Genomic DNA, 13,245 nt, shown 5'->3' with positions numbered 1-13,245 from the left:
GCGCCGACGGCGCGTAGCCGAACGCCCGATTTGCGTAACCGCCCCCCACGCGCGAGCGTTGACCCCACGGATGACAGAGTCTGCTGATCAACTCACTGGGGATGGGAGGTCGGGATGGCAGCGCTGGCCTGGTTGCTGATTCCGCTTTTCGCAGTCGTCGGCGCGGCGATATGGGGAAGCTGGGCTTCGAGGAACAAGACGATAGGCGACGTGGCCGAACTCGCCGGCTACGCCCGTTTCCGGGACGCGATGGAACGCGCCCACGCCACGACCCCCGAATCCGTACGCCCCGAGCGCGAACCGGCCGCCGCCGCCGGTGGTGCCGCCGCCTCGCCGACGAGCTGACGCCGGGCCTCCTCGTACGGACCGCCCCAGGGGTGCACCCACAGGCGAGTCCCGTACTGTCGTTCCATGCCACGCCGCACCGCGACGATGCTCGCCTCCACCCTGGTCCTGATCTGCCTGCTGATCGCGGGCGTCCTGATCCCGGTGCCGTACGCGGAGATGAGTCCCGGCCCCACGGTCAACACCCTCGGCGAGGCCAGGGGAGAGCCTGTGCTGCACATCTCGGGACGCAAGACCTACCCGACCGACGGGCACCTCAACATGACGACGGTCCGGGTCACCAGCGCGGACTACAAGATGAACGCCGTCGAGGCCGTCTACGGCTGGCTGGCCCACGACAACGTGGTGGTGCCGCACGACACGCTCTACCCGGACGGCAAGACCGAGGAGGAGTCGACCCAGGAGAACGCCGAGGAGTTCAGCCAGTCCCAGGAGAGCGCCAAGGTGGCCGCCCTCAGGGAACTGGGCATCCCGGTCGTCTCCCGGGTCGTCGTCGGCAGTGTGATCAAGGGCTCGCCCTCCGAGGGCAAGCTGCACGCCGGTGACGTGATCAAGGCCGTGGACGGGGTGGCGATCACCGCGCAGGCGGACGTGGCCAAGCAGGTCGTCAAGCGCAAGCCCGGCCAGGACGTCGAGTTCACGATCGTCCCCGCCAAGGAGGCGGCCGCCGCCGAGAAGGCCCGCAAGGAGCCCACCGCCACCCGGAAGGTGGTCATCACGACCACCACCTCGGAGGAGGGGGACCGGGCCGTCGTCGGCATCCAGGCCGGCACCGACCACGTCTTCCCGTTCACCATCGACATCAAGCTGGCCGACGTCGGCGGTCCCAGCGCCGGGCTGATGTTCGCGCTCGGCATCGTCGACAAGCTCACCCCGGAGAGCCTCACCGGCGGCCGCTTCATCGCCGGCACGGGCACCATCGACGACGACGGCAAGGTCGGCCCGATCGGCGGCATCGAGATGAAGCTGGTCGGCGCGCGGAACGCCGGAGCCCAGTACTTCCTCACCCCGGCCGACAACTGCGAGACGGCGGCGCGCGACATCCCGGACGGCCTCACCCTCGTCAGGGTGGACACCATCGAGGACGCCACGAAGTCCCTGGAGAAGCTCCGCGCGGGCGACACGAAGTCCCTGCCGAGCTGCTCGAAGAGCTAGGTCCGTACGCCGGGCGCGGTCCGGGAGTACGGGAGAAGGGGCGCCCGGTCCGTGACCGGGCGCCCCTTCCGCGTCGTCGTGCGGAGGTCAGCCCTCGAAGGTGGCCGTGAGCGCCTCGGCGAGGCCCGGCACCAGGTCGGGGCCGGTCAGGACCTCGGTGGCGGTGTCCTTCTCGCGCAGCCGGATGGCCGCCTCGCGGGCGCCGCCGCGCAGCACGGCCACCGTCATCCGGACCTCCTGGCGGTCCGGGTGGGCGGCCACCCACTTGGCGAGCTGCTTCTCGTTCAGGCCCTGCGGGACCTGCGCCTCGGCTGAGGGCGGCAGCATGAGCCGCTCCACCGTCATGGCGCAGCCGGCGACCCCGGCGGGCCAGGCGATCGTGCCGAGGAACTCGTCGAGGGGCTTCCCGCGCGGCAGCTTCTCCTGCTCGATCGGGGTGTAGGCGGTGGCGTCGTCGCCCAGGCCCAGCTGGGAGGCGAGCCTGGGTTCCTTGGCACGCAGCCGTGCGGTGTCGACCAGGGCGAAGAGGCGGGCCGGCTGGTCCCAGCCGAGGCCCGCCGCGTACTCGTCGATCTCGAGCACCGCGCGGGTGAGGGGGCTCGCGGCCATCGCCGGGCCGGAGGGGGAAACGTTGGACATGACCAATATCCTGCCTCCTCTTCCCCTGAATACGGGAACTAGGTAAAGCCTCAGTAAGTTGCACCATTGGGCTCTACGATCGCTGGGCCTGCTTTCAGACGCATCAACATCGAGGGGCGCACGTTGGCTTTCCAGATGCCGGACCGCGGCGGTAGCCCGTCCGGGCCGAGGATGAGAGTCGGCCGGCCGTCCCGGCGGGCCCGAACCCTGCTCATGACACTCGGGGTCCTGGCCGTGCTGGCCATGGCCTTCGTGATGTTCGCCGGGTTCTGGACGGACTGGCTCTGGTACCGCTCGGTCGACTACTCGTCCGTGTTCACCACCACCCTGTGGACGAAGATCGGCCTCTTCGCCGTCTTCGGCCTCCTGATGGGGCTCGCCGTCGGCCTGAACATCTGGCTGGCGTACCGGCTCCGGCCGCCGCTCAGCGCGATGTCGCTGGAGCAGCAGAGCCTCGACCGGTACCGGATGGGCCTCGCGCCGTTCAAGAAGTGGGTGCTGCTCGCGGTCACCGCCCTGGTGGCGCTGATCGCCGGCGCGTCCGCCTCGGGCCAGTGGCGCACGTGGCTGATGTGGGTCAACGGCGTGGAGTTCGGCCAGAAGGACCCGCAGTTCGGTCTCGACGTGTCGTTCTTCGCCTTCGACCTGCCCTGGTACCGCTTCCTGCTCGCCTTCGGCTTCGCCGCCGTCGTCCTGTCGCTGATCGCCGCCGCGCTCACGCACTACCTGTACGGCGGGCTGCGGATCACCAGCCCGGGCGCGCGGGCCACCGCCGCGGCCACCGGGCACCTCTCGGTGCTGCTCGGCGTCTTCGTGGCGCTGAAGGCCGTGGCGTACTGGCTCGACCGGTACGGCCTGGCCGTGAAGTCCAGCGACTTCAAGGCCACCGGCAACTGGACGGGCCTGCGGTACGTCGACGCCAACGCCTACCTGCCGGCGAAGACCATCCTGTTCTGCATCGCCGCGATCTGCGCCGTGCTGTTCTTCGCGACGCTCTGGCGCCGCACCTGGCAGCTGCCGGTGATCGGCTTCGGTCTGATGGTGCTCTCCGCGGTCCTGATCGGCGGCCTCTACCCGGCCATCGTGCAGAAGTTCCAGGTCCAGCCGAACGAGCAGGCCAAGGAAGCGGAGTACATCAAGAAGAACATCGACGCGACCCGCAAGGCGTACGCGATCGACGAGACGAAGCTCGAGAACTACTCGGGCAAGTCGACCGTGAAGGCGAAGGACCAGCTGCGCAACGACGCCGACTCGGCGGCCAGCTACCGCGTCCTCGACCCGAACATCGTGTCGCCGACGTTCCAGCAGCTGGAGCAGAAGCGGAAGTACTACCAGTTCCCGACCACCCTGGACGTCGACCGCTACCAGGGCAAGGACACGGTCGTCGGCCTCCGCGAGCTCAACATCAAGGGCATCCCCAAGCGGAACTGGATCAACGACCACTTCACCTACACCCACGGCTACGGCGCGATCATGGCCTCGGGTACCCAGACGGACGCCAACGGCTCGCCGGTCTTCACCGAGGCGGGACTGCCCACGAAGGGCATGCTCGGCAGCTACCAGCAGCGGATCTACTACGGCGAGAAGACCGACCAGTACTCGATCGTGGGCGGCCCGCAGAAGGAGCTGGACTACGAGGAGAACGGCGAGAAGACCACCAGCTACGAGGGCAAGAGCGGGGTCGACCTCTCCAGCACCTTCAACCGCGCGGCCTACGCCGTCGCGTTCAGCGAGCCGCAGATCCTCTACTCGGGAGCGATCGGCGAGGGCTCGCGGGTCCTCTACAACCGCACGCCCAAGCAGCGCGTCGAGGCCGTCGCGCCCTGGCTGACCATCGACGGCGACGCCTACCCGGCGGTCGTCGACGGCCGGATCCAGTGGGTCGTCGACGCGTACACGACGACGAACGGCTACCCGTACGCCTCGCGCACCACGCTCGGCGACACCACGGCCGACTCGCTGACCGTCGGCAACCAGCAGCGCGCCGTCGTCGCCCAGCAGAACCAGGTCAACTACATCCGCAACTCGGTCAAGGCCACCGTCGACGCCTACGACGGCACGGTGAACCTCTACCAGTGGGACACCCAGGACCCGGTCCTGAAGACCTGGATGAAGGCGTTCCCGGGCACGGTCAAGGCCAAGTCCGAGATCGCCGGCGACCTGATGCAGCACCTGCGGTACCCGCAGGACATGTTCAAGGTCCAGCGCGAGCTGCTGACCCGCTACCACGTCACCGACCCCGCGCAGTTCTACAGCGGCTCGGACGCCTGGCAGGTGCCGGACGACCCGACCAACAAGGACGGCAACGCGGTCCCGCCGTACTACCTGAGCATGAAGATGCCCGGGGACACGGCCCAGCGCTTCTCGCTGACGACGACGTTCACGCCGAACGGGCGGCCCAACCTGGGTGCCTTCATGGCGGTCGACGCCGACGCCACCAGCAAGGAGTACGGCCGGCTGAGACTGCTGCGGGTCACCGAGGACGTGCCGGGGCCGGCGCAGGTGCAGAGCAAGCTCAACGGTCTGCCCTCCGTCGCCACCTTCGTCCGGGACCTGAAGGGCGCCGACTCGGACATCCAGTACGGCAACCTGCTGACCGTCCCGCTCGACGGCGGATTCCTGTACGTGGAGCCGGTGTACGCCCAGGGACGCAACGCGCTCTACCCGCTCCTCAAGAAGGTCGCGGTGTCGTACGTGGACGCCGACCAGCCGGACGGTGACACGACCAAGGACACCACGGTGTTCGAGGACAACCTCACCAAGGCGCTGAACGCGGTCTTCGGGGTCGACGCGCCCACCACGCCGCCGCCGACCTCGCCGACGACCCCGCCGGGCACCGGCAACCCGCCGCCGGCGTCCAACGACGCCGCGCTCAAGCAGGCCATCGCCGACGCCCAGACGGCCTACGACGCGGGCGAGGCCGCCCTGGCGAAGGGCGACTGGACGGCCTACGGCCAGGCCCAGAAGGACCTCCAGGCGGCGCTCGACCGCGCCGCGGCGGCCGGGGCCAAGCTCAAGACGACGGGATCAAGCGGCTGACCTGAGGTTTTCCATCCCGCGTCCGTGATACGGTGGTTTCACCGACGCGGGGTGGAGCAGCTCGGTAGCTCGCTGGGCTCATAACCCAGAGGTCGCAGGTTCAAATCCTGTCCCCGCTACTCAGAGGACGAGGGCCCGGATCCATAAGGATCCGGGCCCTCGTCGTGTGTCGGCGTGCGCGGGGGGCCTGAAGAGCGGTAGGGAAGGGGCGAGTTGGCGTGAGTCGTGTTTGACTTGTCTCTCTGTGGGCATGTCGACAAAACGCTGAGTGACCTCACTGGCTGCGGTATACCAGGTGTGCTCGGGTTGCGGGTGGTGCGACGATGGTATTTATGGGGGACAGGGCAACTCTGTTGGAGACAGGGCGGTTTGTGCAGCGGCATGCCAGAAACGCCGCGGACGAGATCATCGAGGCAGTAGGGGCCGTCGATGCGGCCGTCGACACCACCGCCGAGACCGATGCCGAGAACGAGACCGAGACCGAGGCCCGTCACCGGCGCGCCGCCGAGCACGGCGACCTCGCCTCGATGAGCGCGCTCGGCGCGCTGCTGCTGCGCCGCGGCGACCTCGACGGCGCCGAGCCCTTCCTCCGCGCCGCCACCGCCGAGGGCGACCGGGCCGCCGCGAACAACCTCGGCGTCCTGCTCCACCAGCGCGGCTACGCCGACGAGGCCGCCGGCTGGTGGCGCGTCGCCGCCGTCGCCGGCTCCGCACCCGCCGCCCACGCCCTGGGCCGCCACCACCGCGAGCGCGGTGACGAGCCGGCCGCCGAGTACTGGCTCCGCCAGGCCGCCGAGCAGGGCCACGCCCTCGGCGCCTACGCCCTCGCCGACCTCCTGGAGCACCGCAGCGACGTGGGCGCCGAGCGCTGGCTCCGCGCCGCCGCCGAGCAGGGGCACCGCGAGGCCGCCTACCGCCTCGCCCTCGCCCTGGAGCGGCGCGCCACCGAGACCACCCGGGGCCCGCACGACACCGGCACCCGCCTCCGCGTCCCCGGCACCGGCGCCCTCGTGCCCACCGGCGCGCCCGCCGCCGCACCCGTCGGCGGCGCACCCGGACCGGCCGTCGGCGAGGCCGCCGGCGAGCCCTCCGAGGCCGAGCAGTGGTTCCGGCAGGCCGCCGCCCGCGGCCACCGGCGGGCCGCGCTCCACCTCGGCGCGATCCTGGAGCACCGCGGCGAGCTCAAGGAGGCCGGCCGCTGGTACCTCAGCTCCGCCAAGGAGGGCGAGGCCAAGGCCGCCTGCGCCCTCGGCTTCCTGCTCCGCGACGCCGGCGACGAGGAGAGCGCCGCCGTCTGGTGGCTGCGCGCCGCCCAGGACGGCGACGGCAACGCCGCCAACGCCCTCGGCGCGCTCCACGCGGCCCGCGGAGAGCAGCAGACCGCCGAGCGCTGGTACCGGGCGGCCATGGACGCGGGCGACGTGAACGGCGCCTACAACCTCGGGCTGCTCTGCGCCGCCCAGGACCGCATCCCGCAGGCCGAGCAGTGGTACCGCCGCGCCGCCTACGCGGGCCACCGCGAGGCCGCCAACGCCCTCGCCGTGCTCCTCCTCCAGGCCGGCGACGCCAACGGCGCCGAGCCGTGGTTCTCCAAGGCCGCCGAGGCCGGCAGCGTCGACGCCGCCTTCAACCTCGGCATCCTCCACGCCGGCCGCGACGACGACCGCACGGCCCTCGTCTGGTACGAGCGGGCAGCGGCCGCCGGGCACACCGAGGCCGCGCTCCAGGTCGGCATCGCCGCGCTCCGTGACGGTGACGAGCGCACCGCCGAGCGGCACCTGCGCTGCGCGGCCGGCGGCGGCAGCGCCGAGGCCGCCTTCCGGCTCGCCTCGGTGCTCGACGCCCGCCGCCCCGACCCGGGCCCGGCCGTCCTCGGCGCGCCCCGGGAGGAGAAGAGCGAGTGCGAGGAGTGGTACGAGCGGGCGGCCCAGCAGGGCCACCGGCGCGCCCAGGTGCGGGTGGGCATGCTCGCCGCCGGGCGCGGCGACCTGGCCGAGGCCGACCGCTGGTACCGCGAGGCGGCCGAGGCCGGCAGCCGCAACGGGGCCTTCAACCTCGGGCTGCTCCTCGCCCGCGAGGGCAGCGAGCGCGAGGCGTCCCTCTGGTGGACCCGGGCCGCCCGGGCCGGCCACGGCCGCGCCGCGCTCCGGCTCGCCCTGCTCGCGGCGCGCCGCGGAGAGCTGACCGAGGGGCGCCGCTGGTGCGCCCGCGCGGTGGAGCTGGGTCCGGCCGAGGTCGCGGAGCGGGCCGCGCGGCTGAGCGAGGCGCTCCACCAGGAGCTGACCGCGTGACGGTGGCGCCGTTCAATCGATTTGCACCGGCCGCGCGGCGTCCCGTAGAGTCGTGTCTACCGACGCGGGGTGGAGCAGCTCGGTAGCTCGCTGGGCTCATAACCCAGAGGTCGCAGGTTCAAATCCTGTCCCCGCTACTCAGTAGAAGCGAAGGCCCGGATCCAGTCACTGGATCCGGGCCTTCGTCGTGTGCGCACGGGAGCCTGTGGCACGGCGAGAAGGCCCCCGCCGTGGCGGGGGCCTTCTCGGGGAGTCGTGCTCAGGCGGAGGTCGCGCAGCTCGGGCAGATGCCGCGGTACGTGACCTCGACGTTCGAGATCGTGAAGCCGAAGCGCTCCGTGTCGGGAAGGTCCGCCAGCGGGTCGCCCGCCGGGTGGACGTCCCGGATCGCCCCGCAGCGGCCGCAGACCAGGTGCTGGTGCGGTCGGTGGGCGTTGGGGTCGTACCGCTTGGCGCGGCCGTCGGTCGCGACTTCGAGCACCTCGCCGAGGGTGACCATCTCGCCGAGCGTGTTGTAGACGGTCGCGCGCGAGATCTCGGGGAGCCGCGTCACGGCGCGGGCGTGGACCTCGTCGGCGGTCAGGTGTACGTGATCCCCGTCGAGGACCTCGGCCACGACGCGTCGCTGCGCGGTCATCCGCCAGCCGCGTCCGCGCAGTCGTTCCAACAGGTCGCTCATGGGGGCCAGGGTAACAGTCGGCGCCCCGGCTTCCCGAACGCGTGTGACTTTGGATGATCACTTGACCTGGACAATGTCCATTATAGGATCGTGTACGCCCACGGCGGTGATCGACGATCTCCGCGGGCGGACGGGGACTTCGGCGGGCGGCTCGACGTCGCGATCCAGGCCCTGCGCGGCCGAGGGCGCCCGCCGAAAGAGGGGGCGGGCCGGAATCCCCACGGATTCCGGCCCGCCTCCGCGTCATCCCGCGACGCTGTGCAGCGGGACCCAGCAGCGGATGATGTCCCGGACCGAGACGATGCCGACGGGGCCGTGCCCGTCGAGCACCACGAGATGGCGGAAGCCGCCGTGCGTCATGGCCTCCGCCGCCTCCTCCAGGGTCCAGGTGGGGGCGGCGAAGACGACCTCGTGGGTGGTGTGGGAGCCGGCGGTCTCGGTGTCGGGGTTCTGGTCGCGGGCCAGCGACTTGAGGATGTCCCGTTCGGTGAGGATGCCGAGTCCGGCGTCCCCGTCCAGGACCACGGCCGCGCCGACGCGGCGCGCCGCCATCAGCCGGGCGGCCTGTCGAAGGGTGTGGGCGGGGCCGATGGTGAGGACCACGGTGCTCATGGCGTCACGGACGAGCATGGGCGGAGCCACCTCCTTGGTGAAGCGTTCCCGCCTTCAACGAGAACGGATTCACAAGTTCACAAGTGGGGGGACTCTCAGAGTGGCACCGGGGCAGGGGCTCGACAAGGGGGCGCGCGAGGCGCCCTCGGGGAGTGCCGAGGGCGCTCGAACGCCGATGTTCCGGAGGGCCCGGCCGGGCGCTCAGCCCGCCGCGGCCTCCTGGTTGAGGTAGCTCAGCAGCTCGCCGTGGAGCAGGCCGTTCGACGCGGCCGCGTTCCCGCTGTGCGGACCGTGCCGGCCGTCCAGACCCGTGTACGTACCGCCCGCCTCCTGCACCACGACCGCCACCGCGGCCATGTCCCACAGCGACAGCTCCGGCTCCGCGCAGATGTCCACCGAGCCCTCGGCGACCATCATGTACGGCCAGAAGTCGCCGTACGCCCGGGTCCGCCAGCACGCGCGCGTGAGGTCCAGGAAGCCGTCGAGGCGGCCCTGCTCCTCCCAGCCGTCCAGCGAGGAGTACGCGAAGGAGGCGTCCGCCAGGGAGGACACCTTCGAGGCCCCGATCCGGGTCGCCGAGGCGAGACTGCGCCCGGTGTACGCGCCCAGGCCCTTCGCCGCCCACCAGCGCCGGCCGAGCGCCGGGGCCGACACCACGCCCACCACCGGCTGGAATCCGGTGTCCCCGGCCTCCATCAGGGCGATCAGGGTCGCCCAGACGGGTACCCCGCGCACGTAGTTCTTCGTACCGTCGATCGGGTCGATCACCCAGCGGCGCGGGCCCGAGCCCTCCACGCCGAACTCCTCGCCCAGGATCGCGTCGCGCGGCCTGGCCCGCTGGAGCTGCCCCCGGATCAGTTCTTCGGCTGCCTTGTCGGCCTCGCTCACCGGAGTCATGTCCGGCTTCGTCTCGACCTTGAGGTCGAGCGCCTGGAAACGGTCCATGGTGGCCGCGTCGGCGGCATCCGCGAGGACGTGGGCGAGACGCAGATCATCGTGGTAATCGGCCATGGTCGGCACTCTAACCCGGGGTGATCCCGGCGCGGCGAACCGTCCACGGGCGGCCCCTTGACAGTGCCCGGACGCCTGTCGACGCTGGGCACGGAAACGATTCCCTGGTCCGGGAGGCGCCGATGCCGACTGCCCGCGAGGCCCTGCTCGACGCCGCGCTCGCCGCGCTCGCGCACCGGTCCTGGTCCACCGTGCGCATGGCGGACCTGGCCGTCGCCGCCCGGGTCTCCCGGCAGACCCTCTACAACGAGTTCGGCAGCAAGGAGGGCCTCGCCCGCGCCCTGGTGCACCGGGAGGCCGACAGCTATCTGCAGGGCGTCCGGCGGCTGCTCGCCGTGCCGGCCCCGCCCGAACGGAACCTGGTCGTCGTCGCCGAGTGGATCGTCACCCGGGCCGCCGCCCGCCCCGTGCTGCGGTCCCTGCTCACCGGAGCCTGGGACGATCGGCTGCCCGCACCCCGGCCCGCCCGGCCCGGCGCCCGCCCCGCGGCCGTCCCCGCCCAGCGCCGCGCCGACGAGGGCCCGCCCGCGCCCGGCGAGCTGGTGGCGGCGACCGCGGCCTGTGCGGGGGAGCGGTGGGCGGCGGGCTGCGAACTCGCCGTACGGCTGGCCCTCAGCCATGTCGTGGCGCCCGCGGTCCCCACCGTCGAGGAGGTGCGGGCGGGAGGTCAGTGCGCGGAGCCGGACAGCTGGAGTCCGATCACCCCGACGATGACCAGACTGATCGAGATGATCTTGAGTGTCGAGACCACGTCGCCGAGGAAGATCATCCCGTAGATCGCCGTCCCCGCCGCCCCGATTCCGGTCCACACCGCGTACGCGGGACCCACGTCGAGCTTGCGCAGGGCGAGCGTGAGGAGGCCGAAGCTGCCCAGGGCGAAGGCGGCGAACGCGACCGTCGGCCACAGCCGGGTGAACCCGTGCGAGAGCTTCAGGCAGACCGCGAACCCCGTCTCCAGAAAGCCCGCCACCACCACCAGCAGCCACGCCATCGTCAGTGCCTCCCACGCCGTCGGTGACTGCTTCGTCGCACTTGGTGCGATTATGCCCTTACCGATCGTGGTCGTCCGTAAACGCGGACGGCGCGGCCGCCCGCAAACGCGGGCCGGCCGGGCTCAGTCGCCCTCGCGCCGCTCACGGGTCGCGAGCAGCCGGCGCAGCGAGACGAGCCGCGCCGGATCGGCGTGTCCCTCCGCCACCCAGGCGTCCAGCGCGCAGTCCTGCTCGTCGTGGCTGCACGCGCGCGGGCAGTTCTCCGTCCCCGGCACGAGGTCGGGGAAGGCGAGGATGACCCGGGACGGGTCGACGTGGTGCAGGCCGAAGGAGCGGACGCCCGGGGTGTCGATGACCCAGCCGCCCTCCTTGTCGTTGAGCGGCAGGGCGAGCGCGGAGGTGGTGGTGTGCCGGCCGCGGCCCGTGACCGCGTTCACCACACCGGTGGTGCGCCGGCGCTCCGGCGGCACCAGGGCGTTCACCAGGGTCGTCTTGCCGACGCCGGAGTGCCCGACGAACGCGGTGGTCCGCCCCTTGAGGTGCTCGTGGACCCGCTCGGCGGCCACCCCGTCGACGAACTCGTCGCGGGTGGTGACCACGTGCGGCACGCCCAGCGCGCCGTACATCTCCAGGAGGGAGTCCGGCGGCGCCAGGTCCGACTTGGTGAGCACGAGCAGCGGGCTGAGACCGCCGTCGTACGCGGCGACCAGGCAGCGGTCGATCAGCCGCGGCCGCGGCTCGGGGTCGGCGAGGGCGGTGACGATGGCCAGCTGGTCGGCGTTGGCCACGACCACCCGCTCGTACGGGTCGTCGTCGTCGGCCGTGCGCCGCAGCACCGAGCTGCGCTCCCCGATCCGCACGATCCGGGCCAGCGTGTCCTTCTCGCCGGACAGGTCGCCGACGAGCGACACGCGGTCGCCGACCACGGCCGCCTTGCGGCCCAGCTCGCGCGCCTTCATCGCCGTCACCGCCCGGTCGTCGACCAGGACGGTCAGCCGGCCGCGGTCGACGGTGAGGACCATCCCCTCGACGGCGTCCTCGTGCTTGGGACGGATCGTGGTGCGCGGGCGGGTGCCCTTGCGGTTGGGCCGCTGGCGGATGTCGTCCTCGTCGGTGTGCTTGCCGTAGCGCCGCATGGTTCAGGCCCCGAGCATTTCGGTCCACATCCTGGGGAAGTCGGGCAAGGTCTTCGCCGTCGTGGCCACGTCCTCGATCTCCACGCCCTCGACCGCCAGGCCGATGATCGCGCCCGCCGTCGCCATGCGGTGGTCGTGGTACGTGTGGAAGACGCCGCCGTGCAGCGGGCGCGGGCGGATGTGGAGACCGTCCTCGGTCTCGGTCACGTCGCCGCCCAGCTCGTTGATCTCCTTGGTGAGCGCCGCCAGCCGGTCCGTCTCGTGCAGCCGGAGGTGGGCGACCCCGCGCAGGATCGACGGGGAGTCCGCGAGGGCCGCGACCGCCGCGATGCCGGGCGTCAGCTCGCCGACCTCGCCGAGGTCGACGTCGATGCCGTGGATCCGGCCCGTGCCGGTGAAGGTCAGACCGGCCTCGGTCAGCTCGCAGGATCCACCCATCTCGGTGAAGATCGTCCGCAGCGCGTCACCGGGCTGGGTGGTCCGCGCCGGCCAGTCCGGCACCGTCACCCGGCCGCCGGTGACCAGGGCCGCCGCCAGGAACGGCTGCGCGTTCGACAGGTCGGGCTCGACCACCAGGTCCCGGCCGCGCAGCGCGGAGGGCGCCACCCGCCACACGTTCGGGGCGCCGCCGTGCTCCGGCTCGTCGACCTGCGCGCCGACCGCCCGCAGCATGTCGACGGTCATCCGGATGTGCGGCAGCGAGGGCAGCCGCGATCCCACGTGCCGCACCTCCACGCCCTGGTTGAAGCGGGGCGCGGAGAGCAGCAGGGCGCTCACGAACTGGGAGGACGAGGAGGCGTCGATCTCGACGGTGCCGCCGTCCAGGCCGCCGGCGCCGTGCACCGTCAGGGGGAGGGCGCCGCGCCCCTCGTCGTCGATGCGGGCGCCGAGCGCGCGCAGCGCGTCGATCACGCCGTGCAGCGGACGCTCGTGGGAGCGGGGGTCGCCGTCGAAGCGCACCGGGCCGTCGGCGAGCGCCGCGACCGGGGGCAGGAAGCGCATGACCGTACCCGCGTTGCCGACGTCGACGGTCGCCGGGCCGCGCAGCGGCGAGGGGATGATCCGCCAGGCCTCGCCCGAGCCGTCCGGGCCCACGCCCTCCTCGATCCGCACGCCGAGGGTGCGCAGCGCCTCGGCCATCAGGAGGGTGTCGCGGGAGCGCAGCGGGCGGCGGAGCCAGCCGGGCTCGGAGGCCAGCGCGGCGAGGACCAGGGCGCGGTTGGTGACCGACTTCGATCCGGGCACGGTGACGGTCGCGTCGACGGCGCCGCGGGCATACGGAGCGGGCCAGAGGTCGGTGGGCGGGTCGATGTGCGCGGAGGTGGCTGCGGTCATGGACTCACTGT

Annotated in this window: 12 protein-coding genes and 2 tRNA genes; 7 read left to right on the top strand and 7 right to left on the bottom strand. The window is 72.2% G+C overall.

Annotated elements, in window-relative coordinates:
- Positions 1-114 precede the first annotated feature (114 nt).
- Both ACF09E_RS17735 and ACF09E_RS17730 read left to right on the top strand, forming a co-directional pair.
- Positions 115-345: a hypothetical protein gene (locus ACF09E_RS17735; RefSeq protein WP_392206006.1), complete on the top strand. Its 231-nt coding sequence runs from the start codon at positions 115-117 to the stop codon at positions 343-345.
- Positions 346-411: 66 nt separating this feature from the next.
- Positions 412-1,500, top strand: coding sequence for a PDZ domain-containing protein (locus ACF09E_RS17730; RefSeq protein ID WP_392206005.1), 1,089 nt, complete (start codon positions 412-414; stop codon positions 1,498-1,500).
- Between the two features lie 87 nt (positions 1,501-1,587).
- On the opposite strand, the gene ACF09E_RS17725 is transcribed toward ACF09E_RS17730, so the two are convergent.
- Positions 1,588-2,139: a PPA1309 family protein gene (locus ACF09E_RS17725; protein WP_361857919.1), complete on the bottom strand. Its 552-nt coding sequence runs from the start codon at positions 2,137-2,139 to the stop codon at positions 1,588-1,590.
- A gap of 135 nt (positions 2,140-2,274) precedes the next feature.
- Here ACF09E_RS17725 and ACF09E_RS17720 point away from each other — a divergent pair, with 135 nt between their 5' ends.
- The 4 genes from ACF09E_RS17720 to ACF09E_RS17705 all read left to right on the top strand — a co-directional run bounded on the left by ACF09E_RS17720 (position 2,275) and on the right by ACF09E_RS17705 (position 7,606).
- On the top strand, positions 2,275-5,178 hold the full coding sequence (locus ACF09E_RS17720; protein ID WP_392206120.1) for a UPF0182 family protein: 2,904 nt from the start codon (positions 2,275-2,277) through the stop codon (positions 5,176-5,178).
- A 45-nt stretch (positions 5,179-5,223) separates the two neighbouring features.
- Positions 5,224-5,297, top strand: a tRNA-Met gene (locus tag ACF09E_RS17715).
- Positions 5,298-5,501: 204 nt separating this feature from the next.
- Positions 5,502-7,469 carry a sel1 repeat family protein gene (locus tag ACF09E_RS17710; protein WP_392206004.1) on the top strand — a complete coding sequence of 656 codons (1,968 nt, stop codon included), beginning with the start codon at positions 5,502-5,504 and terminating at the stop codon, positions 7,467-7,469.
- A gap of 63 nt (positions 7,470-7,532) precedes the next feature.
- A tRNA-Met gene (locus tag ACF09E_RS17705) sits at positions 7,533-7,606 on the top strand.
- 122 nt (positions 7,607-7,728) lie between these two features.
- Here the strand turns inward: ACF09E_RS17705 and ACF09E_RS17700 are convergent.
- The 3 genes from ACF09E_RS17700 to hisN all read right to left on the bottom strand — a co-directional run bounded on the left by ACF09E_RS17700 (position 7,729) and on the right by hisN (position 9,771).
- Positions 7,729-8,148 carry a Fur family transcriptional regulator gene (locus tag ACF09E_RS17700; RefSeq protein ID WP_148006096.1) on the bottom strand — a complete coding sequence of 140 codons (420 nt, stop codon included), beginning with the start codon at positions 8,146-8,148 and terminating at the stop codon, positions 7,729-7,731.
- Between the two features lie 243 nt (positions 8,149-8,391).
- Positions 8,392-8,778: a cyclic nucleotide-binding/CBS domain-containing protein gene (locus ACF09E_RS17695; protein ID WP_392206003.1), complete on the bottom strand. Its 387-nt coding sequence runs from the start codon at positions 8,776-8,778 to the stop codon at positions 8,392-8,394.
- Between the two features lie 183 nt (positions 8,779-8,961).
- Complete coding sequence (hisN, locus tag ACF09E_RS17690) at positions 8,962-9,771, bottom strand: histidinol-phosphatase (protein ID WP_392206002.1); 810 nt, start codon at positions 9,769-9,771, stop codon at positions 8,962-8,964.
- A gap of 122 nt (positions 9,772-9,893) precedes the next feature.
- Here hisN and ACF09E_RS17685 point away from each other — a divergent pair, with 122 nt between their 5' ends.
- Positions 9,894-10,547 carry a TetR/AcrR family transcriptional regulator gene (locus ACF09E_RS17685; RefSeq protein ID WP_392206001.1) on the top strand — a complete coding sequence of 218 codons (654 nt, stop codon included), beginning with the start codon at positions 9,894-9,896 and terminating at the stop codon, positions 10,545-10,547.
- On the opposite strand, the gene ACF09E_RS17680 is transcribed toward ACF09E_RS17685, so the two are convergent.
- The 3 genes from ACF09E_RS17680 to aroA form a co-directional block, all read right to left on the bottom strand.
- Positions 10,439-10,762 carry a multidrug efflux SMR transporter gene (locus ACF09E_RS17680; RefSeq protein ID WP_266969090.1) on the bottom strand — a complete coding sequence of 108 codons (324 nt, stop codon included), beginning with the start codon at positions 10,760-10,762 and terminating at the stop codon, positions 10,439-10,441. The genes ACF09E_RS17685 and ACF09E_RS17680 overlap by 109 nt on opposite strands.
- Positions 10,763-10,885: 123 nt before the next feature.
- On the bottom strand, positions 10,886-11,899 hold the full coding sequence (gene rsgA / locus ACF09E_RS17675; protein WP_361850243.1) for a ribosome small subunit-dependent GTPase A: 1,014 nt from the start codon (positions 11,897-11,899) through the stop codon (positions 10,886-10,888).
- Positions 11,900-11,902: 3 nt separating this feature from the next.
- Complete coding sequence (aroA, locus tag ACF09E_RS17670) at positions 11,903-13,234, bottom strand: 3-phosphoshikimate 1-carboxyvinyltransferase (protein WP_392206000.1); 1,332 nt, start codon at positions 13,232-13,234, stop codon at positions 11,903-11,905.
- Positions 13,235-13,245 lie beyond the last annotated feature (11 nt).

Source organism: Streptomyces sp. NPDC014891 (assembly GCF_043081085.1).
In the GTDB taxonomy this organism is placed as follows: domain Bacteria; phylum Actinomycetota; class Actinomycetes; order Streptomycetales; family Streptomycetaceae; genus Streptomyces.
Note: the sequence above shows the minus strand (reverse complement) of the source record. Positions and strands in the feature narration are given on the sequence as shown.

Excerpts from the sequence above, each read along its gene's own strand:
- ACF09E_RS17735 (WP_392206006.1), top strand. The coding sequence starts at position 115 with ATGGCAGCGCTGGCCTGGTTGCTGATTCCGCTTTTCGCAGTCGTCGGC.
- ACF09E_RS17730 (WP_392206005.1), top strand. The coding sequence starts at position 412 with ATGCCACGCCGCACCGCGACGATGCTCGCCTCCACCCTGGTCCTGATC.
- ACF09E_RS17725 (WP_361857919.1), bottom strand. The coding sequence starts at position 2,139 with ATGTCCAACGTTTCCCCCTCCGGCCCGGCGATGGCCGCGAGCCCCCTC.
- ACF09E_RS17720 (WP_392206120.1), top strand. The coding sequence starts at position 2,275 with ATGCCGGACCGCGGCGGTAGCCCGTCCGGGCCGAGGATGAGAGTCGGC.
- ACF09E_RS17710 (WP_392206004.1), top strand. The coding sequence starts at position 5,502 with ATGGTATTTATGGGGGACAGGGCAACTCTGTTGGAGACAGGGCGGTTT.
- ACF09E_RS17700 (WP_148006096.1), bottom strand. The coding sequence starts at position 8,148 with ATGAGCGACCTGTTGGAACGACTGCGCGGACGCGGCTGGCGGATGACC.
- ACF09E_RS17695 (WP_392206003.1), bottom strand. The coding sequence starts at position 8,778 with ATGCTCGTCCGTGACGCCATGAGCACCGTGGTCCTCACCATCGGCCCC.
- hisN (WP_392206002.1), bottom strand. The coding sequence starts at position 9,771 with ATGGCCGATTACCACGATGATCTGCGTCTCGCCCACGTCCTCGCGGAT.
- ACF09E_RS17685 (WP_392206001.1), top strand. The coding sequence starts at position 9,894 with ATGCCGACTGCCCGCGAGGCCCTGCTCGACGCCGCGCTCGCCGCGCTC.
- ACF09E_RS17680 (WP_266969090.1), bottom strand. The coding sequence starts at position 10,762 with ATGGCGTGGCTGCTGGTGGTGGTGGCGGGCTTTCTGGAGACGGGGTTC.
- rsgA (WP_361850243.1), bottom strand. The coding sequence starts at position 11,899 with ATGCGGCGCTACGGCAAGCACACCGACGAGGACGACATCCGCCAGCGG.
- aroA (WP_392206000.1), bottom strand. The coding sequence starts at position 13,234 with ATGACCGCAGCCACCTCCGCGCACATCGACCCGCCCACCGACCTCTGG.